Here is a 21,871-nt window from a genome sequence, read left to right on the forward strand (position 1 = left end):
TGTCATTGAAATTGGCTTGTGGCCGTATGCAAGTTTTGCAAATGCCATCTACGCTTTATTTTAGGAAGATGAAATACGCTGAACGCAGCAATAAAACTGCCACTAACGAAGTTGGCATAAGGGTTGCTCAAGATTCAGGAGACGTCTTCCGGGAGCCCCCATTACTATTACCTTCGGCTCTCTAACCTGTGCTAAAAACGAAAGGACGGCATGCCATGAATATATTCGATCACTATCGCCAGCGTTATGAAGCTGCCAAGGACGAAGAGTTCACACTGCAGGAGTTTCTTGCTGTATGTAAGCAAGATCGCAGTGCCTATGCTAACGCGGCAGAAAGGCTATTGATGGCCATTGGTGAGCCAGTGATGGTGGATACTGCCACTGAGCCACGGCTATCCCGTCTCTTTTCGAACCGTGTGATTTCCCGATATCCGGCGTTTGAAGAGTTCTATGGCATGGAAGAAGCCATCGAGCAGATTGTTGCCTATCTCAAACACGCAGCCCAAGGGCTGGAAGAGAAGAAACAGATACTCTATTTACTCGGGCCGGTCGGTGGTGGTAAGTCCTCACTCGCTGAACGTCTGAAAGCATTGATGCAGCGTGTGCCGATTTACACATTGAGTGCCAATGGCGAACGCAGCCCGGTGAATGACCACCCGCTGTGTCTGTTCAATCCGCAAGAAGATGCCTCGATTCTTGAAAAAGAGTACGGCGTCCCAAACCGCTATCTCGGCACGATTATGTCACCGTGGGCGGCAAAACGGCTGCATGAGTTTGGTGGCGACATCACCAAATTCCGCGTGGTAAAAGTCTGGCCGTCGATTCTGGCGCAAATTGCCATCGCCAAAACCGAACCGGGTGACGAAAACAACCAGGATATTTCGGCGCTGGTCGGTAAAGTGGATATCCGTAAACTGGAAAACCACGCGCAAAACGATCCTGATGCTTATGGTTATTCCGGTGCTTTGTGCCGCGCAAACCAGGGCATCATGGAATTCGTGGAGATGTTCAAAGCCCCAATTAAAGTGCTCCACCCGTTGCTGACTGCAACTCAGGAGGGGAACTATAACGGGACTGAAGGTATCTCCGCCCTGCCGTTTAACGGCATTATTCTGGCGCACTCCAACGAATCTGAGTGGGTGACGTTCCGTAATAACAAAAACAATGAGGCGTTCCTTGACCGTGTTTACATCGTCAAAGTGCCTTATTGCCTGCGGATTTCCGAAGAGATCAAAATCTACGAGAAACTGCTGACTCACTCTGAATTGATGCACGCGCCATGTGCCCCTGGCACGCTGGAAACACTGTCGCGCTTCTCAATTCTGTCGCGCCTGAAAGAGCCAGAAAACTCCAGTATTTACTCCAAAATGCGGGTATATGACGGTGAAAGTCTGAAAGATACCGACCCGAAAGCGAAATCCTACCAGGAGTATCGTGATTACGCCGGTGTAGACGAAGGCATGAACGGGCTGTCGACACGTTTTGCGTTCAAAATCCTCTCCCGTGTGTTCAACTTTGACCACGTGGAAGTAGCTGCCAACCCGGTACACCTGTTCTACGTCCTGGAGCAGCAGATAGAGCGCGAGCAGTTCCCGCAGGATATTGCAGAGAAATATCTTGAGCACTTGAAAGGCTATCTGATCCCTAAATACGCTGAATTTATCGGTAAAGAGATTCAGACGGCGTACCTCGAATCTTACTCAGAGTACGGGCAAAACATTTTCGACCGTTATGTAACCTACGCTGACTTCTGGATTCAGGATCAGGAGTACCGCGACCCGGATACCGGCCAGTTGTTTGACCGTGAATCCCTGAACGCGGAACTGGAAAAAATTGAAAAACCGGCTGGCATCAGCAACCCGAAAGATTTCCGTAATGAGATCGTTAACTTCGTCTTGCGTGCCCGAGCCAACAATAATGGTCGTAACCCTAACTGGACCAGCTACGAGAAGCTGCGCACGGTTATCGAGAAGAAAATGTTCTCGAACACCGAAGAGTTGCTGCCCGTTATCTCGTTCAATGCCAAAACCTCGACCGACGAGCAGAAGAAACACGATGACTTTGTCGATCGTATGATGGAGAAAGGCTATACCCGCAAACAAGTCCGTCTGCTGTGCGAATGGTATCTGCGGGTGCGCAAATCTTCATAACGTCTAAGTCAAAATGGGTGCCACAACCGTGGCACCCCTGCGCAGTTGGCAAAGAAGTTTGGGGGAAATATGGCCTATTTTATTGACAGGCGACTGAACGGAAAAAATAAAAGCGCGGTAAATCGCCAGCGTTTTTTGCGCCGTTATAAAGCTCAGATTAAACAGTCGATTTCCGAGGCCATCAACAAGCGTTCGGTAACCGACGTGGACAGCGGCGAATCCGTCTCTATCCCAAGTGAAGATATTAGCGAACCGATGTTTCATCAGGGGCGTGGTGGACTGCGCCATCGTGTTCACCCGGGTAACGATCACTTTGTACAGAACGACCGTATCGAGCGCCCGCAAGGTGGTGGCGGTGGTTCAGGTGGTGGCCAGGGCCAGGCAAGTCAGGATGGTGAAGGCCAGGATGAGTTCGTCTTTCAAATCTCTAAAGATGAATATCTCGACTTATTGTTTGAAGATCTGGCATTGCCGAATCTGAAGAAGAATCAGCATCGCCAGATAACCGAGTTTAAATCACACCGTGCGGGTTACACCTCGAATGGTGTACCGGCGAATATCAGTGTTGTTCGTTCATTGCAAAACTCACTGGCACGCCGCACTGCAATGACTGCCGGTAAACGGCGTCAGTTACACGAACTTGAAGACAGTCTTGAAACGGTGAGCAACAGCGAACCCGCCCAGTTGCTTGAAGAAGAACGCTTGCGCAAAGAGATTGCCGAACTGCGCGAGAAAATAGCCCGTGTGCCGTTTATCGATACCTTCGATTTACGCTACAAAAACTACGAAAAACGCCCTGAGCCTTCAAGCCAGGCGGTAATGTTCTGTTTGATGGACGTTTCCGGTTCGATGGATCAGGCAACCAAAGATATGGCAAAACGCTTTTATATTTTGCTCTATCTGTTCCTGAGTCGAACCTATAAAAACGTGGAAGTGGTTTATATTCGCCACCACACCCAGGCCAAAGAGGTCGATGAGCACGAGTTCTTTTACTCGCAGGAAACGGGGGGTACGATTGTCTCAAGCGCCCTGAAACTGATGGATGAAGTCATGAAGGAGCGCTACGACCCGGCACTGTGGAATATTTACGCCGCACAAGCTTCTGATGGTGATAACTGGGCTGATGATTCGCCGTTGTGTCATGAATTACTGGCGAAGAAATTACTGCCAATGGTGCGTTATTACAGCTATATCGAAATTACGCGCCGTGCACACCAAACCCTGTGGCGTGAATATGAGGATTTACAATCTACATTTGATAACTTCGCGATGCAGCATATTCGCGACCAGGATGATATCTACCCTGTATTCCGTGAGCTTTTCCAAAAGCAGGCGAGTAAAAGTTACAACTAACCCCAAAATCAGCCAGCCTTATACTGGCTGATTTTCTTTATATCCCTCAAATAAAGTCATTTGTTTTTTTATATTCCTCAGCAAAGACATAACCTGCGAAAAACCTGCAATATCAATAAACATCATGCATTTGCACAAAAGCACAGGGAATAACTTAAAAAGGCTGACGCCATAACCCTCGTGCGCGTAAAGTGGTTAATAACAATAAAAATAGTTTTCTCTTATTATATTTCGCAAGGAACAAAAATGATTTTCGACTCCACGTTATTAATCCTGCTGGCTCTCGCCGGGCTTGGGTTTGTCAGCCATAACACCACCGTTGCTGTATCAATTCTGGTACTGATTATTGTCCGCGTAACGCCTTTAAGTCATTTTTTCCCGTGGATTGAAAAGCAGGGTCTGACTGTGGGGATAATTATTCTGACTATCGGTGTGATGGCCCCGATTGCCAGTGGCACTCTGCCCGCCAGTACCCTTTTGCACTCTTTCACCAACTGGAAATCGCTGGTTGCTATCGCTGTGGGTGTATTTGTTTCATGGCTTGGCGGACGTGGCGTTACGCTCATGAGTAGCCAGCCGAGTTTAGTGGCGGGCCTATTAGTAGGCACTGTTCTTGGCGTAGCTCTATTCCGCGGTGTACCTGTAGGGCCGCTTATCGCAGCCGGACTGGTTTCACTAATCATAGGGAAACAGTAACAGCGCTACTGTGGTTCCAGTGATGCAAGGTAACGCCCTGGCGTGTTGCCAAGCGCTTTCTTAAACATGGTGATAAAGGCGTTGGTCGAGTCATACCCGAGTTCGCTCGCTACCTGTTGCACAGACGAACCACTAATTAATAACCTCAGCGCGATGATTAATTGCAGCTGTTGCCGCCAGCGCCGAAAACTAAGCCCTGTCTCTTTCACCACCAGGCGGGCCAGATTGCGCTCACTCATCGCCAGTTGTGAAGCCCATTGTTGCAGAGTCTGACGCTGCTGCGGATGCTGCGCCAGTTGGTCAGCGATAAAGCGAATCTTCGGATGCCCTGACATCGGTAAATGCAGTGGCTCTACCGCCTGGCGCGGCAATTCATCAAACAACACCTGCACCAGTCTTTGAGTTGTGGGCTGCGATAAATCACCTTCATGTTGTTCAGTCAGATGCAGGATAAGCTCGCGGACCAACGGTGAAATTCTCAGTGTGCAGCATTGAGCGGGCATCTCTACCGCCCCCGGTTCAATAAACAGAAAACACAGGCGTGCATTAGCCGTAGCCCGGTTACTGTGAGGCATTTCTCCGGGGATCCAGACCGCATGCTGAGTTGGCACCATCCACAGCGCCTGTTCAACTTCGCAGGTAATCCCACCGTGCAAAGCCAGAATCAATTGCCCTTTTCTATGCTGATGGAAGGCAATTTCGTTCTCACTTTCTGACACCAGGATACGAAATGCCTGCGCAGGATGGCAATTGCTATCAGGGTCGAAACCTTCGAGGGCTAAACCGCGCTCCATAACCTTGTCCGAATTTAGGGATAAACTGGCATTTTACGTTGATTCCATCCATTCCTAAAGCGTGTATCTTGAGCGCTTCGTATTAAGGGATATTTCTATGACGTCAATTTCTTCCACAAGCGTGAAAAAACACGGCTTGTTGCTGCTCGGCATTTTAATGATTGCCACAACCCTTCGCGTTACGTTTACCGGTGCAGCACCATTGCTGGATATGATTCGCGATACTTTTGGGCTGACTACGGCACAAACGGGCATTCTTACCACTCTCCCGCTATTAGCGTTTGCGATAGTTTCTCCACTAGCTGCAGGTATTGCCCGCCGCTTCGGTATTGAACGCAGCCTGTTTGCTGCCATGGTGATTATCTGCGGGGGGATAGCACTTCGCTCTGCAGGAAATACTGCACTGTTATATATCGGTACCGCTGTTATTGGCAGCGGGATTGCGATGGGTAATGTGCTATTACCCGGCCTGATTAAGCGTGATTTTCCAGGCCAGGTCGCACGCCTGACTGGCGCGTACTCTCTGACCATGGGCGTTGCGGCGGCGATTGGCTCAATGATGGTGGTCCCGATCGCACAGCATGGTTACGGCTGGCCCGGTGCACTAATGGCGTTAATGATTTTCCCAATAGTCGCTTTGCTTATCTGGCTGCCACAGCTATCGAACCACACCAAAGCTGCGTTGAGTTCAAGTAACGCTCTCCATAGCCGTGGGATCTGGACATCCGCGCTGGCGTGGCAGGTCACGCTTTTCCTGGGTATTAACTCGCTAATTTATTATGTCGTGATTGGCTGGTTGCCTTCGATACTTATCAGCCACGGTTATAGCGAAGCGCAAGCCGGTTCACTCCACGGGCTGATGCAACTGGCGACCGCCGCACCGGGTCTGCTGATTGGTTTGATGCTAAGCCGCCTGAAAGATCAACGAGGGATCGCGATCCTGATGGCTTTGCTGTGTGCGGCCAGCGCCATCGGCTTACTGTTTATGCCAGCGCTTGCCAGCCTCTGGGTGGTGTTATTTGGTTTTGGCACGGGTGCGACGATGATCCTCGGCCTGACGTTTATCGGGTTGCGTGCTAACAGTGCGCACCAGGCGGCAGCGCTGTCTGGCATGGCACAATGCGTCGGTTATTTACTGGCGGCGTTCGGCCCGCCAGTCATGGGGAAAGTCCACGATATTACTGGCCAGTGGAGCCTGCCGTTACTTGGCTGCGCGGTGCTGGCATGCGTGATGGCGATATTCGGTAGCCTCGCCGGGCGTGATGCGGAGATCAGCCCAGCTCGTTCTCATCACTCTTCCTGACTAACGCTGCGCCGCTATGAGCAACGCCTCAACCAGCGGCGCAGGTTTGTCCTTCAGGGCGTTACGCTCATGCTGGAAAAGCGTTGCGACGAAAAAGGGATGCCCGCTTAACTCAACGACACGAATATCACCTTGTCCATCCCACCCAGTAGCATGTAGTTGAGACTGATTCAGCTGTTCGGCAAAATTTTCGGCTATCCCATAATTACAATGGTAGCCTTCCTCAATTCTCCCCCTGCCATACGCTTTAGCAATTATTGAGTTGGGTTCAAGTTCTATAACGTCGGATTTCTCCACCAGCGAACAGATGAGTGGCGCAATAACCAGTCGGCCCTGGCTTTCAGTTTCCGCATGACCAGCATCTTCCCAGCCCATTACGTTTCGCGCGTACTCGATAATTGCGTGCTGGAACCCACCGCAGGTTCCCAGGAATGGAATCTGGTTCTCTCGGGCAAAACGAATTGCCAAAAAAGCACCCTTCTCATTCTGATAAGGACTGGCTGGAACACACCAGATAGCGTCATACCCCACCAGGTCTTCCGGACTTGTGACTTCTGGTGTTGGCAACCAATCGTAGTCAACAGTGACGCCAACATATTCAGCAGCATTATCTAAAGTAAGAGGAATAGCCTGATGTGCAATGACCGACGGGTTATAGTCACCAACCAGCGCAACGCGAAGGGTTTGTTTCAAAGGTAATGGAGGCATTTAATTGATTATCCTTATGTTTAACAGCATCTACTACATAAGGAATGATAGAGTATGCCATTACCTTTTGCCCTGCAACGCCCAAAATTAGCAGGGTGGCGTAAGCACAACATACTGTAGTAACGTGCATTGTCTCTCACTTCTGCGTGATGTAATGAAAACAAAAATACTGGTCAGTGCCTGCCTGATGGGCTTTAAAATTCGCTATAACGGTCAAGATAAGCCGCTGATTGCAGAGGTGTTAGCTCGCTGGCAGCAAGAGCAACGTCTGGTCGTTCATTGTCCTGAATTAGCCGCGGGGCTTGCAACGCCGCGACTCCCGGCAGAGTTGGTTGGCGGCGGCGGGCAGGAAGCACTAAAAGGCATGGCAACCATTCTGGAAAGTGATGGGACGGACGTTAGCCAGCACTATTTATTAGCCGCATGGCTTGCGTTAAAAACCGCACAAGATTCCGGGTGCCAGCTGGCTTTAATGACGGATGGCAGCCCTACCTGTGGCAGTCAGAAAATTTATGATGGTTCTTTTCAGGGGGTAACGCAGCCTGGAATGGGCGTTGCAGCCGCATTGTTGCGACAGCACGGTATCGAAGTTTATGCGGAAACTGAACTCGTCGAACTGATTGCCAGAGTCGACGAGCTAGATAAGGCTAACGGCTGATAGTCGTGAATGAAGGCAATAGTTGCGAGTAGCTCACCTCCTCTGCCTTCATACTCTTTAATAAACCACCTGCGCTTCATCAACCTCAGGCAATAATGTCTTATCCAGTGGCATCAAATATTCGCCGCGAACAAAGGTATAACCTTCGCGACCATCAAATGCCACGACATTGCCCGTGACCAGCCACAGCGGATAATTCGCATCATGTGGGAGTTGTGTCACAACACCGGTTACTGGGTTCAAAAAGCTTTCACCCGGCTCACACAGCCCAAAAAGCTCGACTGATTTGCCCACATTCACACGCCCGGCGGCAGTACGGGAACCGATGATTATTGCCAGCATTCCCGGTTTTAACTGAAACATAAAGTAACTCTGTAGCTCATTAAATAATTGGCTATATCAGAACATTCTTAGGCGAAAATGTAAACAGGGTGGTGATGAGTGGTAATGCGAGGAACACGGCAAGTAGGGTTGCCGCTCGTACGTTACGCCACTTTATATAGTTTGCGTAACGTACGTAAAAAACTAGCCTGCGTGTTTTATTTTATTTATCGCGGCTTTGCACCCAGAACGCATGAATCAGGCCAGGGATGTAACCCAGTAGCGTTAGTACAATATTCAAAAGAAATGCCCAACCGAACCCTTTACCCAGCAAGACACCAAGCGGTGGTAAAATAATCGTAAAAACAATACGCCAAAAGCCCATAAAAAAACTCCAGTTATTAATGCATGCGAAGCTGAAATAAGTATATTTCACTGGAAGCATAGTCTACCTGGTGTAAACCTACTGAGGGTGCAGCGTTATTTAATGTAAATAATTGAGTAACCACATAAGATATATGGCATTGATAATAAGGAAAAAAGGTGGGATTCAGGAAATTCAGACAACAAAAAACCCGCACCAGGCGGGTTTATTCACTTCGACTTAACGGCTCGGGTTATTCACCGTCTTCGCATGCGTCAGTCTTAGTATGCGTTAGCAGTCTTACAGAGCAACAACGTTAGTTGCTGATGGACCTTTAGCGCCGTTCTCAACAGAGAACTCAACTTTCTGGCCTTCGTCCAGAGTTTTGAAATCATTGCTCTGAATGGCAGAGAAGTGAACGAACACATCTTTGCTACCATTGTCAGGAGTGATGAAGCCGAAACCTTTTTCTGGGTTAAACCATTTTACTAAACCAGTCATTTTAGACATAGATACTTCCTCGATATTTTATAGCCATTTAATATGGCGAACGTGGTCTGTATTGCAGAACGTTTCTTATTTAGGCACTTAGGAGGAGACTCACGAAGAAGGGTATCTGATGACTTGATAGCGCTTGAACTGAGGACTGCTTTACTAAAACTGCTTTCATAAGGTCTGTCTTCCAAACCGATGACGCATTTACTCATAGACGCTCATTGGAAGCAAGAATTATTTTCAAATAATAATTTTCTCATCCAGGCGGCAGACCGTTCTCTGTGACTCTCACTCCGATCATAAATCGTGCATTTATTAATCAAACCATCAGGGTGCAAGCTATAGTTAAACAGTACCCGGCTGGAAGGCTTAGATGGTGTAGCCATGATCCGCTTGCTGTTGGTAGTACTATTGATCACCACGTTTTTGCCGATGACGCACGCAGCCACCGAAGACCCCCCTTTGAAATTCGAAACCAAAGTTAATACCGTTCTGGGCGACTTTGATGTGATGCAAAAAAGGCGCGTCGTGCGCGTTTTGATTCCATACAGTAAAACTTTCTACTTTATTGATAACGGCGGCACACAACGCGGCATCATGGTCGAACTGATGCAAGAGTTTGATAAACAAATTAATAAGGGTTTAAAACCCTCTCAGAAAACACATCTTCTATTTATTCCGACCGCACGCGATCAACTTATCCCTCAACTTGTCGCCGGGCGTGGCGATATAATTGCGGCTAATATGACGATTACAGAGGAGCGCGAAAAACTCGTCGACTTCAGCGCGCCATTGGCGCAAAACGTCCGCGAGGTCGTTATTGCCAGTAGCAAAGCGCCTGAATTAAAGAATGTTGAATCCCTGTCGGGTAAGTCTCTGTTTGTGAATCCTTCGACCAGTTACATTTCCAGTATTGATGCACTGAATAAAAGCTTAGTAGCGAAGAAACTCCCTCCAGCGGTCATCACTAAAGCCCCTGGTAATTTTGAACCAGAAGATATTCTTGAGATGGTGAATGCGAACCTTGCGGATTACACCGTTGTCGACAGGTACCTGGCACTATTATGGAAGCAAATTTATCCCAATCTAGTGGTATATGAAGACATTACTCTTCGTGATGATGGTTCTATCGCGTTGGCAATGCGCAAAAACTCCCCTCTCCTTCGTAAACAATTAGATAAATTCACCACCGCACATAAAATTGGTACTTCATTCGGAAATCAACAAGTTTATAAATATTTGCGTAATACAAAATGGGTGAAAGACTCCCGCTCACAAGAGGAGTTAGATAAGTTTTACCAGGTAACCGAAATTTTCCGCAAATATGGCGAACAATATAATATCGACTGGCTATTGATGGCAGCGCAAGGCTATCAGGAGTCTCGCCTTGACCAGAAGGTGCGCAGTAAAAGCGGTGCGATTGGCGTAATGCAAGTGCTCCCCACGACCGGGAAAGAGTTAAAAGTCGGTGATATACGGTTAATCGACCCAAACATTAACGCGGGTGTGAAATATATCCGCTTTATGTGCGACCGCTATTTTGCAGACCAGCCCATGACCGAAATGAACAAACTGCTGTTCACCTTTGCTTCCTATAATGCAGGGCCGGCTAAAATTGCCCGGCTACGTAAAGAAGCCGAGGCCAAAGGTCTTGATCCCAACGTCTGGTTTGATAATGTCGAACGCATCGCACAACTGCGCATTGGCAATGAAACAGTGCAATACGTGAGCAATATCTTCAAGTATTACATTGCTTATCAATTAATCATGGAACAGATGAAAGCACGTGAACATGAGACTCCGCTTACAGGAGTTAAAGCAGAATAACCCTCACCTCACCTCTGCACACACTGTGTTTTTTGGGAACAGGCTTGCCTTAAATACCGATATTTATTACTGTATATAAATACAGCTTTAGAAGGAGCATTTTAATGTTCGTTGAATTGGTTTACGACAAACGAAATGTAGCGGGCCTTCCCGGTGCAAATGAAAAAATTCTTAATGAACTGACTCGAAGGGTTCAGGTCATTTTCCCCGATGCCGATGTCAGGGTAAAACCGATGCAGACTAATGCAGTTCACAGCGACTGCACCAAGAATGAAAAAGAAAAGATTAACCGTCTGGTTGAAGAGATGTTCGACGAAGCCGATTTTTGGTTGGTTTGCGAAGAGTAGAACCACACCAATTCAGTAAAAACGTTAGGTTTTCCGTCTTCAACTCCTGATATCATCCTCGCCCCTCATCGTCAGTTGTTTTAAACGGGTTTCGCAGTTATGAGAAAAACAACCATCGTATTAATAGTGGTAGCAATTCTTGTATGGCTAGCAAGCCAGCAGGGTTGGATCTAGGAAATTAGAAGGAAGTGCTATCAACAGCTAGCCTTCCTTTTTCACTAAAATACAGACGAAAAAAAACCACCTAAAAGGTGGCTTTTTTAATGTATGGTGCCGACTACCGGAATCGAACTGGTGACCTACTGATTACAAGTCAGTTGCTCTACCTACTGAGCTAAGTCGGCGTGGAAAACATATTATACAAAGCCGGGCAGCTATGCAAACCCCTGTGAATCGTTCGCTCAAAAATTCAACTTATTGATTTTAAATGAACCATTTCAGGCATAAAAAAGCAGCAAAGCATTTAAAAAGGGCTAAATTATTCAAAACCAAAGCACCATTTGCAGATTAATATCTCATGATGCGAGTAACCCGTGAAGTTAAACTCCATAGCGAAACGTGTTACCTTATTATTACAATGCATTACAAATAAGATATTTTATGAAACTCATTCTCTTAATTACCCTTCTGGGTTTTGCTCAATCTTCCGCTTTTGCTGCTACAGCGACCCAGCTTTCATGCCCCCAACGCGAAAATGTAGTGATATCACGGTTTAGCCACAATCTTTCGACAATGAAATGGGACGATCACTTTATGGTTGCGTCTGGCATTAGGGTAACCAAAACAAAAAATAACGTTCCCTTTCGCGTAACTAGTTTCCAGAATGGAGATGATCTGGTTTTCTTCCCGGAGAAACAGCAGTATTTTTTGTTTTATTCAGGAATACCGACGCCGGACAGATGCACCATCGAAAGCACGAAAGTTTATCAAGTCACCCAATTGCCACGTTACGAAAAACCTGAAGTATAAATTTGCCCATAAAAAAACGGGAGCACCAGGCTCCCGTTTTAGCATTAGCAAACTTTGCTAATTACATATGTTCGATCATTGCATCGCCAAACTCTGAACATTTCAGCAGCTTAGCGCCTTCCATCAGGCGTTCGAAATCGTAAGTCACGGTTTTGGCGTTAATCGCGCCTTCCATACCTTTAACAATTAAGTCAGCCGCTTCGAACCATTCCATATGACGGAGCATCATTTCTGCGGACAGAATAATAGAACCTGGGTTCACTTTATCCTGGCCTGCATATTTTGGTGCGGTGCCGTGGGTGGCTTCGAACAGGGCACATTCATCACCGATGTTCGCACCTGGTGCAATACCGATACCACCAACCTGAGCGGCCAGAGCGTCGGAGATGTAGTCACCGTTCAGGTTCATACAAGCGATAACGTCGTATTCAGCCGGACGCAGCAAGATCTGTTGCAGGAACGCATCAGCAATCACGTCTTTTACAACAATCTCTTTGCCAGTATTTGGGTTCTTCAGTTTCACCCATGGGCCGCCGTCGATCAGCTCGCCGCCGAACTCTTCACGCGCCAGCTGGTAGCCCCAGTCTTTGAAAGCACCTTCGGTGAATTTCATGATGTTGCCTTTGTGAACCAAGGTCACGGAATCACGGTCGTTGGTGATTGCGTATTCGATGGCTGCACGAACCAGGCGTTTGGTGCCTTCTTCAGAGCAAGGCTTGATGCCGATACCGCAATGTTCTGGGAAACGAATTTTCGTCACACCCATTTCATCACGCAGGAATTTGATGACTTTTTCAGCTTCAGCGCTGTCAGCCTTCCACTCGATGCCCGCATAAATATCTTCTGAGTTTTCACGGAAGATAACCATGTTGGTCAGCTCTGGGTGTTTAACCGGGCTTGGTGTGCCCTGGTAGTAACGCACCGGACGCAGGCACACGTACAGGTCAAGTTGCTGGCGCAGAGCAACGTTCAGAGAACGAATGCCGCCGCCAACTGGCGTGGTCAGTGGCCCTTTAATCGCCACACGGTAATCACGAATCAGGTCCAGAGTTTCTTCTGGCAGCCAGACGTCCTGGCCATAAAGTTGGGTAGATTTTTCGCCGGTATAGATTTCCATCCAGGAAATTTTCCGCTCGCCTTTGTAGGCCTTCTGCACAGCGGCATCAACCACTTTAATCATAGCTGGCGTCACGTCCACACCGATACCATCACCTTCAATGAAAGGAATGATTGGGTTGTGAGGAACATTCAGTTTGCCATCTTGCAGGGTGATCTTTTTACCTTCCGCCGGAACAACTACTTTGCTTTCCATTAACCTTCTCCTTCGAGCGCTTCTTTTTGTTAATGATTTGTAATGTGCGTGTCAATACTACTTGAATATCAGGCCCGCGCCAATCACTGGTGATTTCCGTTATAATGCGTTAATACCTAACGTCTGAAAACACTATGAATAAAACTTCTTTTAGAAACCAGCAAGTTAAACGATTCAGCACACAACGACCTGCCAAAAAACCACAGCATAGCGGACCGAAGCGGCTGGTTATCTTCAATAAACCCTATGATGTGCTACCGCAATTCACCGACGAAGCAGGCCGCAGCACGCTGAAAGATTACATACCGTTACAAGGAATTTACGCGGCGGGCCGTCTGGACAGAGATAGCGAAGGTTTGCTGGTGTTAACCAATGACGGCGCATTGCAGGCAAAACTGACGGAACCCGGTAAACGCACCGGTAAAATTTATTTCGTGCAGGTTGAAGGCGTGCCGACGGAAGAGGCGCTGGAATCTTTGCGAAATGGTGTGACGCTCAACGATGGTCCGACTCTGCCAGCAGGCGCTGAGTTAGTTGATGAGCCAACATGGATATGGGCACGTAATCCTCCAATTCGTGAGCGTAAGGCCATTCCAACCAGTTGGTTAAAGATAACGTTGTATGAAGGCCGTAATCGCCAGGTTCGGCGGATGACGGCGCATGTCGGTTACCCGACTCTGCGCCTGGTGCGTTATGCAATGGGGACGCTGGAACTGGCAGATTTAGCGCCGGGTGAATGGCGCGAAATCCCCATCGACACGCTATAAAAGGTGTTGAGTATTCACGCCGTGTTGAGTGACATGCGAAACGCGGCTACTGAGGAAAGCATCGCCATCAGGCACGGTGATTTCCAACGCCTGCTCAAAGAGCGACGAGTGAATCAAAAAGTTAGCGCTACATGCGTTGCTGGCAATCGGGATATTCCAGGCCGTTGCTAGCCGCATCAAAGCTTTGACATCAGAATGATGTGGCACTGCGCTGAGCGGGTCCCAGAAGAAAATCAGCACATCTATCTGGCCTGATGCAATCAGATATCCTAGCTGTTGGTCGCCCCCTATCGAACCACTCATCAGCGCCAGAACGGATAACCGAGTGTGCGCCTGCAATAAGTTTCCGGTGGTGCCAGTTGCGTAAATGATATGTTGGCTAAGAGCCGTCTGGTTATCAACCGCCCAGTTCAACAAGTCGGGTTTACAAGGATCGTGAGCTACTAAAGCGATACGTTTCTGTTGCGGCATAATACGCGTGGTAAGCTGCATGATGGTACCCTCGTGGGATTTTTGAAATCCAACAGAGTATAGGTCACAGAAAAAATATGTGATCCAGATCGCTTTCTAATGATCGCACTAACGAATTTGAGACAGGAAGAATAACGATGTTTAAACCGCACGTTACCGTCGCCTGCGTGGTTCAGGCACAAGGGAAATTTTTGGTTGTTGAAGAAACAATCAATGGCAAAGCCACGTGGAATCAGCCTGCCGGGCACCTGGAAGCTGACGAAACGTTAATAGAAGCGGCTAAGCGCGAATTATATGAAGAAACCGGTATTTGTGCGCAACCGCAGACGTTTATCCGCATGCACCAGTGGATAGCCCCGGATAAAACCCCTTTCCTGCGATTTCTGTTTTCCATCGATCTCGACGAACAACTCCCGACAACGCCACACGATAGCGACATCGATCGTTGTTTATGGCTCGATGCGCAACAAATTGTTAACGCTGATAATTTGCGCTCACCGCTGGTTGCCGAAAGTATCCGCTGCTACCAACGTGCTGAACGTTATCCGCTCAGCATTCTGGGTGCATTTAACTGGCCGTTTAGTTAGGGGTGATAGCTTTGGGGATGCGTGATAGAATACGCCGCCTTATAAGTTCAATGTCGTGAGTTACTCCAATGTCTGAAAGCCCAAAAAAAGTGATCGTCGGGATGTCCGGCGGTGTCGATTCCTCCGTTTCCGCGTACCTGTTGCAACAACAAGGTTACAAGGTGGAAGGCCTGTTCATGAAGAACTGGGAAGAGGATGATGGCGAGGAGTACTGCACTGCAGCTGCTGATTTAGCGGATGCACAAGCCGTTTGTGACAAACTCGGCATTGAACTGCACACCGTAAACTTTGCCGCAGAATACTGGGATAACGTGTTTGAACACTTCCTGGAAGAGTACAAAGCCGGGCGCACACCAAACCCGGATATTCTGTGCAACAAAGAGATCAAATTTAAAGCTTTCCTCGAATTTGCCGCCGAAGATTTAGGTGCCGATTACATCGCCACCGGTCACTACGTGCGTCGCGAAGATGTGGACGGTAAAAGTCGCCTGTTGCGCGGCTTAGACAGCAACAAAGATCAGAGCTACTTCCTTTATACGCTGGGGCACGAGCAAATCGCACAAAGCCTGTTCCCGGTCGGCGAGCTGGAAAAGCCAGAAGTGCGTCGCATCGCCGAAGAGTTAGATTTGATCACCGCGAAGAAAAAAGACTCCACCGGTATCTGTTTTATCGGCGAGCGCAAATTCCGTGAATTCCTCGGCCGCTACCTACCCGCGCAACCCGGTAAAATTGTCACCGTTGATGGCGAAACCATTGGTGAGCACCAGGGTTTGATGTACCACACTTTGGGCCAGCGTAAAGGTCTGGGCATTGGTGGCACCAAAGACGGTAGCGAAGAGCCGTGGTACACCGTCGATAAAGACGTTGAGAACAATATTCTGGTTGTGGCTCAGGGTAGTGAGCATCCACGACTGATGTCCGTTGGCTTAATTGCACAGCAACTGCATTGGGTTGACCGTGAAACGTTGACCGAACCACTGAAGTGTACGGTCAAAACCCGCTATCGCCAGTCTGACCTTCCATGCGTGATTACACCGCTGGATGCAGACCGTATTGAAGTGCGTTTTGATGTACCTGTTGCTGCCGTCACACCAGGCCAGTCTGCCGTGTTCTATCTCGGTGAAGTATGCCTCGGTGGTGGTGTTATTGAGCAGCGTCTGCCGCTCACTGTTTAAAAATTGTCAGCAAGGAAGAAGCTCCGTGGCCAAGAATTACTATGACATCACCATCGCACTGGCAGGAATCTGCCAGTCTGCCCGTCTGGTTCAGCAATTGGCTCACCAGGGGCATTGCGATAACGATGCGCTGCATGTCTCGTTGAACAGCGTTATCGATCAAAACCCAGGCTCCACGCTGGATGTTTTTGGTGGCAACGAAGCCAATCTTAAACTCGGTCTGGAAACCTTGCTCGGCGTGTTGAACGCCAGTAATCGCCAGGGTCTGAACGCTGAACTGACGCGCTACACATTAAGTCTCATGGTGCTGGAACGTAAGCTTCACGGCAGCAAAGGCGCCATGGACAAACTCGGCTCAAGCATTGCCGGGTTGCAGCGTCAGCTTGATCATTTTGACCTTGAGTCCGATACGCTTCTGAGCGCCATGGCCGGGATTTATGTTGATGTTATTAGCCCACTTGGCCCACGTATTCAGGTCACCGGCTCCCCTGCAGTGCTGCAAAGCCCGCAGGTGCAGAGCAAAGTTCGCGCCTCATTATTGGCCGGTATCCGTGCCGCCGTGTTGTGGCATCAAGTTGGCGGTGGCCGCTTGCAGTTAATGTTTTCTCGTAGTCGCCTGTGTGCTCAGGCCAAACAAATTCTTGCTCAATGTTAACCTCTCTGGAGTTGTAACTTATGGAATTATCCTCACTGACCGCCGTTTCCCCCGTTGATGGACGTTACGGCGACAAAGTCAGCGCTCTGCGCGCTATTTTCAGCGAATTTGGTTTGCTGAAATTCCGCGTACAAGTCGAAGTACGTTGGCTGCAAAAACTGGCCACGCACGCAGCGATCAAGGAAGTTCCTGCTTTTGACGCAGACGCAATCGGTTACCTTGATAAAATTGTTGCTGAGTTTAGTGAAGAAGATGCAGCACGCATCAAAACTATTGAACGCACCACCAATCACGACGTAAAAGCGGTTGAGTATTTCCTGAAAGAAAAAGTAGAGGCCGTTCCTGCCCTGCATGCGGTATCTGAATTTATTCACTTCGCCTGTACTTCTGAAGATATCAACAACCTGTCCCACGCGTTGATGCTGCAAACTGCACGCCAGGACGTGGTACTGCCGTACTGGCGCAAAGTGATCGACGCGGTGAAAGATCTGTCGGTTCAGTATCGCGATATTCCACTGCTTTCCCGTACCCACGGCCAGCCAGCCACCCCATCAACAATGGGTAAAGAGATGGCGAACGTGGCATACCGTATGGAACGCCAGTTCCGTCAGTTAGAGAAAGTGGACATTCTGGGCAAAATCAACGGCGCTGTGGGTAACTATAATGCCCACATGGTTGCTTACCCGGAAGTTGACTGGCACCAGTTCAGCGAAGAGTTCGTGACTTCACTGGGCATTCAGTGGAACCCGTACACCACACAAATCGAGCCGCACGATTACATCGCTGAGCTGTTTGACTGCATCGCACGCTTTAACACCATTCTGATCGACTTCGATCGTGACGTCTGGGGTTACATCGCGCTGAACCACTTCAAGCAGAAAACGATTGCTGGCGAAATCGGCTCCTCTACTATGCCGCACAAAGTTAACCCAATTGACTTCGAAAACTCCGAAGGCAACCTGGGCCTGTCTAACGCGATGCTGCAACATCTGGCGAGCAAACTGCCTGTTTCACGCTGGCAGCGCGACCTGACTGACTCCACCGTGCTGCGTAACCTGGGAGTTGGTATTGGCTATGCGCTGATTGCATACCAGTCAACCCTGAAAGGTGTGAGCAAGCTGGAAGTGAACCGTGACCGTCTGCTGGCAGAACTTGATCTCAACTGGGAAGTGTTGGCTGAGCCAATTCAGACCGTGATGCGCCGTTACGGCATTGAAAAGCCTTACGAGAAGCTCAAAGAACTGACTCGCGGCAAACGCGTTGATGCGGAAGGCATGAAGCAGTTTATCGACAGCCTTGAGCTGCCAGAAGAGGAAAAAACTCGCCTGAAAGCGATGACCCCGGCTAACTATATTGGCCGCGCAATCACCATGGTTGACGAACTGAAATAACTTTCCTACGCCACCCTCTGCGGTGGCGTTTTTTTCATCCCCGCCTGTTTACGCATGGTTTATGCCCCCTCGTTGATAATTAGCGTTAAACTATCAATGCCGTTTATATTCTGGGGGATAAAGAATGCGAGTTCTGGTTGTAGAAGATAATGCTCTGTTACGTCACCATCTCAAGGTTCAGCTTCGTGAGTCCGGGCATCAGGTCGATGCTGCTGAAGATGCCAAAGAAGCTGACTATTTCCTGAATGAACATACCCCCGATATTGCCATTGTCGATTTAGGCCTGCCCGATGAAGATGGCCTGAGCCTGATTCGCCGCTGGCGCAGCCACGACGTGACAATTCCTATTCTGGTGCTTACCGCGCGTGAGGGCTGGCAGGACAAGGTCGAAGTGCTGGGAGCAGGTGCTGATGATTACGTGACTAAGCCGTTTCATCTTGAAGAAGTGGTCGCACGCATGCAGGTTTTAATGCGCCGCAACAGCGGCCTGGCATCACAGGTTATTTCCCTGCCCCCTTTCCAGGTCGATTTGTCACGCCGCGAGCTGCTTATCAACGACAACCTTATCAAGCTTACTGCCTTTGAATACACCATTATGGAAACGCTGATCCGCAATAATGGCAAAGTGGTCAGTAAAGATTCACTCATGCTCCAGCTTTACCCCGATGCCGAACTGCGCGAAAGCCACACCATTGATGTATTGATGGGACGTCTGCGCAAGAAGATCCTGGCTGAATACCCCCACGAAGCCATCACAACGGTGCGCGGTCAGGGTTACCGCTTCGATTTGCGTTAACCATGAAATTCATCCGACATTTTTTACCGTTATCGTTACGGGTTCGCTTTTTACTCGCAACCGCCGCCGTGGTTTTGGTGCTGTCGCTGGCCTACGGCGTTGTGGCACTGGTGGGTTATAACATCAGTTTTGATAAAACAACTTTTCGTTTGCTGCGCGGCGAGAGCAACCTGTTTTATACCCTCGCGACCTACGAGAACGGCAAGATAAATGTCGTGATTCCTGAAAACCTGAATCTGAAAACTCCGACTATGGCCCTTATCTACGATGATAAAGGCAAGCTGATGTGGGCTCAGCGTGATTTGCCACATGTGGTGCAGCAAATTAAAAAAGAATGGCTCGTCACCGACGGTTTTCACGACCTGGAAGCCAATTTTGATACCAGCCATGACTTGTTAGGCAACGACCAAAATCTCCAGAACCAGCTAAAAGATTTTTATAATGGCGACTACAGCGATGAAGTCAGCCACTCCGTTGCAGTCAACAAATACCCGGCAATGGGCAAAATGCCCGCTTTAACCATTGTGGTGGTCGACACCATTCCAATCGAGTTAAAACGCTCGTATACGGTCTGGAGTTTGTTTACCTGTGTTTTCCTCGCCAACCTATTATTGGTTATCCCGTTGCTTTGGTTAGCCGCGCGCTGGAGCTTGCGCCCTATCGAAGAGTTGGCAAAAGAAGTACGTGAACTGGAAAAACACGACCGTGACAGCCTGAACTCCGAAACCACACGCGAATTGACCAGCCTGGTGCGCAATCTCAACCGCCTGCTGCGCACTGAACGCGACCGTTACGATAAATACCGCACTACTCTGACCGATTTAACGCACAGTCTGAAAACACCGCTGGCGGTGTTACAAAGCACCCTGCGTTCAATGCGCACTAAGAAGCTAAATATCGAAGAAGCGGAACCGTTGATGCTGGAACAAATCAGCCGAATATCACAGCAAATTGGCTATTACCTGCATCGCGCCAGCATGCGTGGCGACAGTGCGCTTATCAGCCGTGAGCTTCATCCGGTCGCCCCGCTACTCGACAGCCTGTGTTCCGCGCTTAACAAGGTTTATCAACGCAAAGGGGTGAATATCACGCTCGATATTTCACCGGAAATCACTTTTGTGGGCGAGAAAAATGACTTTATGGAAGTAATGGGTAATGTGCTCGATAACGCCTGCAAATATTGCCTTGAATTTGTTGAAATATCTGGCCGACAGCTCGATGACACGCTGCATTTAATCGTTGACGACGACGGCCCAGGAATCCCGGAAAGCAAACGCAGCATGGTGTTTGACCGTGGGCAACGCGCAGACACCTTGCGACCTGGGCAAGGTGTCGGATTATCCGTCGCTCGTGAAATCGTGGAGCAATACGACGGCGAGATTCAAACCTCGACCAGTGAACTGGGTGGTGCACGTATGGAAGTGATTTTTGCGCGCCAGCGTCCAGACCGAGAAGAAGATTGAAAATACTCCCGTAACGGCGGGCACCATCCGTTATAATCCTCGGCAGGCTCCTTCACCTGCCGGATAATAATATGGACTATCAACTCGACCTAAATTGGCCCGATTTCATCGCGAACTACTGGCAAAAACGCCCGGTGGTTCTAAAACGTGGCTTCAAAAATTTCATCGACCCTATCTCCCCTGATGAACTGGCAGGCCTTGCCATGGAAAACGAGGTGGACAGCCGCCTGGTCAGCCATAACGACGGCAGATGGCAAGTCAGTCACGGTCCGTTCCAGAGCTACGATCACCTGGGCGAAAACAACTGGTCTTTACTGGTTCAGGCGGTTAACCACTGGCATGAACAAAGTGCCCGCCTGATGCGCCCATTCCGTGCCCTGCCAGACTGGCGAATTGACGATCTGATGATCTCTTTCTCGGTTCCAGGCGGCGGCGTTGGCCCGCATTTCGATCAGTACGACGTATTTATCATTCAGGGGGTTGGCCGCCGCCGCTGGCGTGTCGGGGAGAAAGTCGCCCTGAAACAACACTGCCCGCACCCTGATTTGCTGCAAGTTGAGCCGTTCGACGCCATCATCGACGAAGAGCTGGAGCCGGGAGATATTATCTATATTCCGCCTGGTTTCCCGCACGAAGGTTACTCGCTGGAAAACTCGATGAACTACTCGGTAGGTTTCCGTGCGCCAAGTGGCCGCGAGCTGATTAGTGGTTTTGCCGATTATGTGTTGCAACGCGAACTGGGCAGCCAGCGTTATACCGACCCTGACGTGCCTGCACGCCAGCATCCGGCTGATGTTCTGCCACAGGAAATGGACAAGTTACGCGAAATGATGCTGGGACTGATTAACCAGCCAGAGCATTTTAAAACCTGGTTCGGCGAGTTTGTTTCCCAGTCACGCCACGAACTTGACGTTGCACCACCAGAGCCACCCTATCAGCCTGACGAGATTTATGACGCACTGAAACAAGGTGATGCCATTACTCGCCTCGGTGGATTACGCGTGCTGCGTATTGCCGATGAGATTTACGTCAACGGCGAGAAAATTGACAGCCCGCATCGCCCTGCGCTTGAAGCATTAGCGAGCAATATCACACTGAAAGCAGAAATGTTTGGTGATGCGTTAGAAGACCCGTCGTTCCTTGCCATGCTGGCAGCGCTGGTGAATAGCGGGTACTGGTATTTCGAAGATTAAATAGAAACGTATGGGTGGATGTCACTTGCGTTAATCCACCCTACATCAGTCTTCCGTAGGTCGGATTAGCGCAAGC

General features: G+C 49.1%; 23 protein-coding genes and 1 tRNA gene. 16 read left to right on the forward strand and 8 right to left on the reverse strand.

Annotated elements, in window-relative coordinates; translation table 11 throughout:
- The first annotated feature begins 215 nt into the window (after positions 1-215).
- The 3 genes from yeaG (at position 216) to LVQ79_RS14495 (ending at position 4,199) form a co-directional block, all read left to right on the forward strand.
- Positions 216-2,150: a protein kinase YeaG gene (gene yeaG / locus LVQ79_RS14485; protein ID WP_232865500.1), complete on the forward strand. Its 1,935-nt coding sequence runs from the start codon at positions 216-218 to the stop codon at positions 2,148-2,150.
- A 69-nt stretch (positions 2,151-2,219) separates the two neighbouring features.
- Positions 2,220-3,503, forward strand: a complete 1,284-nt coding sequence (locus tag LVQ79_RS14490; RefSeq protein WP_064518108.1) for a YeaH/YhbH family protein — start codon at positions 2,220-2,222, stop codon at positions 3,501-3,503.
- Positions 3,504-3,752: 249 nt separating this feature from the next.
- Entirely contained in the window at positions 3,753-4,199 is a 447-nt protein-coding gene (locus LVQ79_RS14495) for a DUF441 domain-containing protein (RefSeq protein ID WP_151995523.1), read from the forward strand.
- 5 nt (positions 4,200-4,204) lie between these two features.
- On the opposite strand, the gene LVQ79_RS14500 is transcribed toward LVQ79_RS14495, so the two are convergent.
- Complete coding sequence (locus LVQ79_RS14500) at positions 4,205-4,993, reverse strand: AraC family transcriptional regulator (RefSeq protein ID WP_232865501.1); 789 nt, start codon at positions 4,991-4,993, stop codon at positions 4,205-4,207.
- A 97-nt stretch (positions 4,994-5,090) separates the two neighbouring features.
- Here LVQ79_RS14500 and LVQ79_RS14505 point away from each other — a divergent pair, with 97 nt between their 5' ends.
- Complete coding sequence (locus tag LVQ79_RS14505; protein WP_232865502.1) at positions 5,091-6,296, forward strand: CynX/NimT family MFS transporter; 1,206 nt, start codon at positions 5,091-5,093, stop codon at positions 6,294-6,296.
- Here LVQ79_RS14505 and LVQ79_RS14510 read toward each other — a convergent pair whose 3' ends face one another.
- The gene (locus LVQ79_RS14510; RefSeq protein ID WP_232865503.1) at positions 6,297-7,004 is read right to left on the reverse strand and encodes a CTP synthase C-terminal region-related (seleno)protein; all 708 of its coding nucleotides are present in this window, start codon (positions 7,002-7,004) and stop codon (positions 6,297-6,299) included.
- A gap of 154 nt (positions 7,005-7,158) precedes the next feature.
- On the opposite strand from LVQ79_RS14510, the gene LVQ79_RS14515 reads away from it, so the two are divergent.
- Complete coding sequence (locus tag LVQ79_RS14515) at positions 7,159-7,662, forward strand: 2-thiouracil desulfurase family protein (protein ID WP_232865504.1); 504 nt, start codon at positions 7,159-7,161, stop codon at positions 7,660-7,662.
- 57 nt (positions 7,663-7,719) lie between these two features.
- Here the strand turns inward: LVQ79_RS14515 and LVQ79_RS14520 are convergent, their stop codons facing one another.
- From LVQ79_RS14520 to cspE, 3 genes are all read right to left on the reverse strand, one after another.
- On the reverse strand, positions 7,720-8,025 hold the full coding sequence (locus LVQ79_RS14520) for a hypothetical protein (RefSeq protein WP_232865505.1): 306 nt from the start codon (positions 8,023-8,025) through the stop codon (positions 7,720-7,722).
- A gap of 181 nt (positions 8,026-8,206) precedes the next feature.
- Positions 8,207-8,368: a YqaE/Pmp3 family membrane protein gene (locus LVQ79_RS14525; RefSeq protein WP_064518094.1), complete on the reverse strand. Its 162-nt coding sequence runs from the start codon at positions 8,366-8,368 to the stop codon at positions 8,207-8,209.
- A gap of 279 nt (positions 8,369-8,647) precedes the next feature.
- Positions 8,648-8,857 carry a transcription antiterminator/RNA stability regulator CspE gene (cspE, locus tag LVQ79_RS14530; protein WP_034456078.1) on the reverse strand — a complete coding sequence of 70 codons (210 nt, stop codon included), beginning with the start codon at positions 8,855-8,857 and terminating at the stop codon, positions 8,648-8,650.
- Positions 8,858-9,226: 369 nt separating this feature from the next.
- Between cspE and LVQ79_RS14535 the strand changes: the two genes are divergently transcribed.
- Both LVQ79_RS14535 and LVQ79_RS14540 read left to right on the forward strand, forming a co-directional pair.
- Positions 9,227-10,669, forward strand: a complete 1,443-nt coding sequence (locus LVQ79_RS14535; protein ID WP_232865506.1) for an MltF family protein — start codon at positions 9,227-9,229, stop codon at positions 10,667-10,669.
- A gap of 104 nt (positions 10,670-10,773) precedes the next feature.
- Positions 10,774-11,016, forward strand: a complete 243-nt coding sequence (locus LVQ79_RS14540; RefSeq protein ID WP_232865507.1) for a DinI-like family protein — start codon at positions 10,774-10,776, stop codon at positions 11,014-11,016.
- 268 nt (positions 11,017-11,284) lie between these two features.
- On the opposite strand, the gene LVQ79_RS14545 is transcribed toward LVQ79_RS14540, so the two are convergent.
- Positions 11,285-11,360: transfer RNA gene (locus LVQ79_RS14545), tRNA-Thr, on the reverse strand.
- Positions 11,361-11,616: 256 nt separating this feature from the next.
- Between LVQ79_RS14545 and LVQ79_RS14550 the strand changes: the two genes are divergently transcribed.
- A complete protein-coding gene (locus LVQ79_RS14550) occupies positions 11,617-11,985 on the forward strand; it encodes a hypothetical protein (protein ID WP_232865508.1) in 369 nt (122 codons plus the stop codon).
- A gap of 61 nt (positions 11,986-12,046) precedes the next feature.
- On the opposite strand, the gene icd is transcribed toward LVQ79_RS14550, so the two are convergent.
- Positions 12,047-13,297, reverse strand: a complete 1,251-nt coding sequence (gene icd, locus LVQ79_RS14555) for an NADP-dependent isocitrate dehydrogenase (protein WP_034456083.1) — start codon at positions 13,295-13,297, stop codon at positions 12,047-12,049.
- 134 nt (positions 13,298-13,431) lie between these two features.
- Between icd and rluE the strand changes: the two genes are divergently transcribed.
- On the forward strand, positions 13,432-14,064 hold the full coding sequence (rluE, locus tag LVQ79_RS14560; protein WP_232865509.1) for a 23S rRNA pseudouridine(2457) synthase RluE: 633 nt from the start codon (positions 13,432-13,434) through the stop codon (positions 14,062-14,064).
- Here the strand turns inward: rluE and LVQ79_RS14565 are convergent.
- The gene (locus LVQ79_RS14565) at positions 14,059-14,556 is read right to left on the reverse strand and encodes a methylglyoxal synthase (protein ID WP_151995488.1); all 498 of its coding nucleotides are present in this window, start codon (positions 14,554-14,556) and stop codon (positions 14,059-14,061) included. The two genes, rluE and LVQ79_RS14565, sit on opposite strands and share 6 nt — an antisense overlap.
- 116 nt (positions 14,557-14,672) lie before the next feature.
- Here LVQ79_RS14565 and LVQ79_RS14570 point away from each other — a divergent pair, with 116 nt between their 5' ends.
- From LVQ79_RS14570 to LVQ79_RS14600, 7 genes are all read left to right on the forward strand, one after another.
- Positions 14,673-15,122, forward strand: a complete 450-nt coding sequence (locus LVQ79_RS14570) for an NUDIX hydrolase (RefSeq protein ID WP_232865510.1) — start codon at positions 14,673-14,675, stop codon at positions 15,120-15,122.
- Between the two features lie 68 nt (positions 15,123-15,190).
- Positions 15,191-16,297: a tRNA 2-thiouridine(34) synthase MnmA gene (mnmA, locus tag LVQ79_RS14575; protein WP_232865511.1), complete on the forward strand. Its 1,107-nt coding sequence runs from the start codon at positions 15,191-15,193 to the stop codon at positions 16,295-16,297.
- Positions 16,298-16,322: 25 nt separating this feature from the next.
- Positions 16,323-16,952, forward strand: a complete 630-nt coding sequence (gene hflD / locus LVQ79_RS14580) for a high frequency lysogenization protein HflD (protein WP_134183377.1) — start codon at positions 16,323-16,325, stop codon at positions 16,950-16,952.
- A gap of 20 nt (positions 16,953-16,972) precedes the next feature.
- Entirely contained in the window at positions 16,973-18,343 is a 1,371-nt protein-coding gene (purB, locus tag LVQ79_RS14585) for an adenylosuccinate lyase (protein WP_154153033.1), read from the forward strand.
- Positions 18,344-18,467: 124 nt separating this feature from the next.
- Entirely contained in the window at positions 18,468-19,139 is a 672-nt protein-coding gene (gene phoP / locus LVQ79_RS14590) for a two-component system response regulator PhoP (protein ID WP_151995492.1), read from the forward strand.
- A 2-nt stretch (positions 19,140-19,141) separates the two neighbouring features.
- Complete coding sequence (gene phoQ, locus LVQ79_RS14595; protein ID WP_232865512.1) at positions 19,142-20,602, forward strand: two-component system sensor histidine kinase PhoQ; 1,461 nt, start codon at positions 19,142-19,144, stop codon at positions 20,600-20,602.
- Between the two features lie 71 nt (positions 20,603-20,673).
- Positions 20,674-21,795: a ribosomal protein uL16 3-hydroxylase gene (locus tag LVQ79_RS14600; RefSeq protein ID WP_232865513.1), complete on the forward strand. Its 1,122-nt coding sequence runs from the start codon at positions 20,674-20,676 to the stop codon at positions 21,793-21,795.
- Positions 21,796-21,871: the final 76 nt, after the last annotated feature.

Origin of the sequence: Buttiauxella cochleicola (assembly GCF_021282405.1) — a bacterium.
Lineage (GTDB): Bacteria > Pseudomonadota > Gammaproteobacteria > Enterobacterales > Enterobacteriaceae > Buttiauxella > Buttiauxella massiliensis.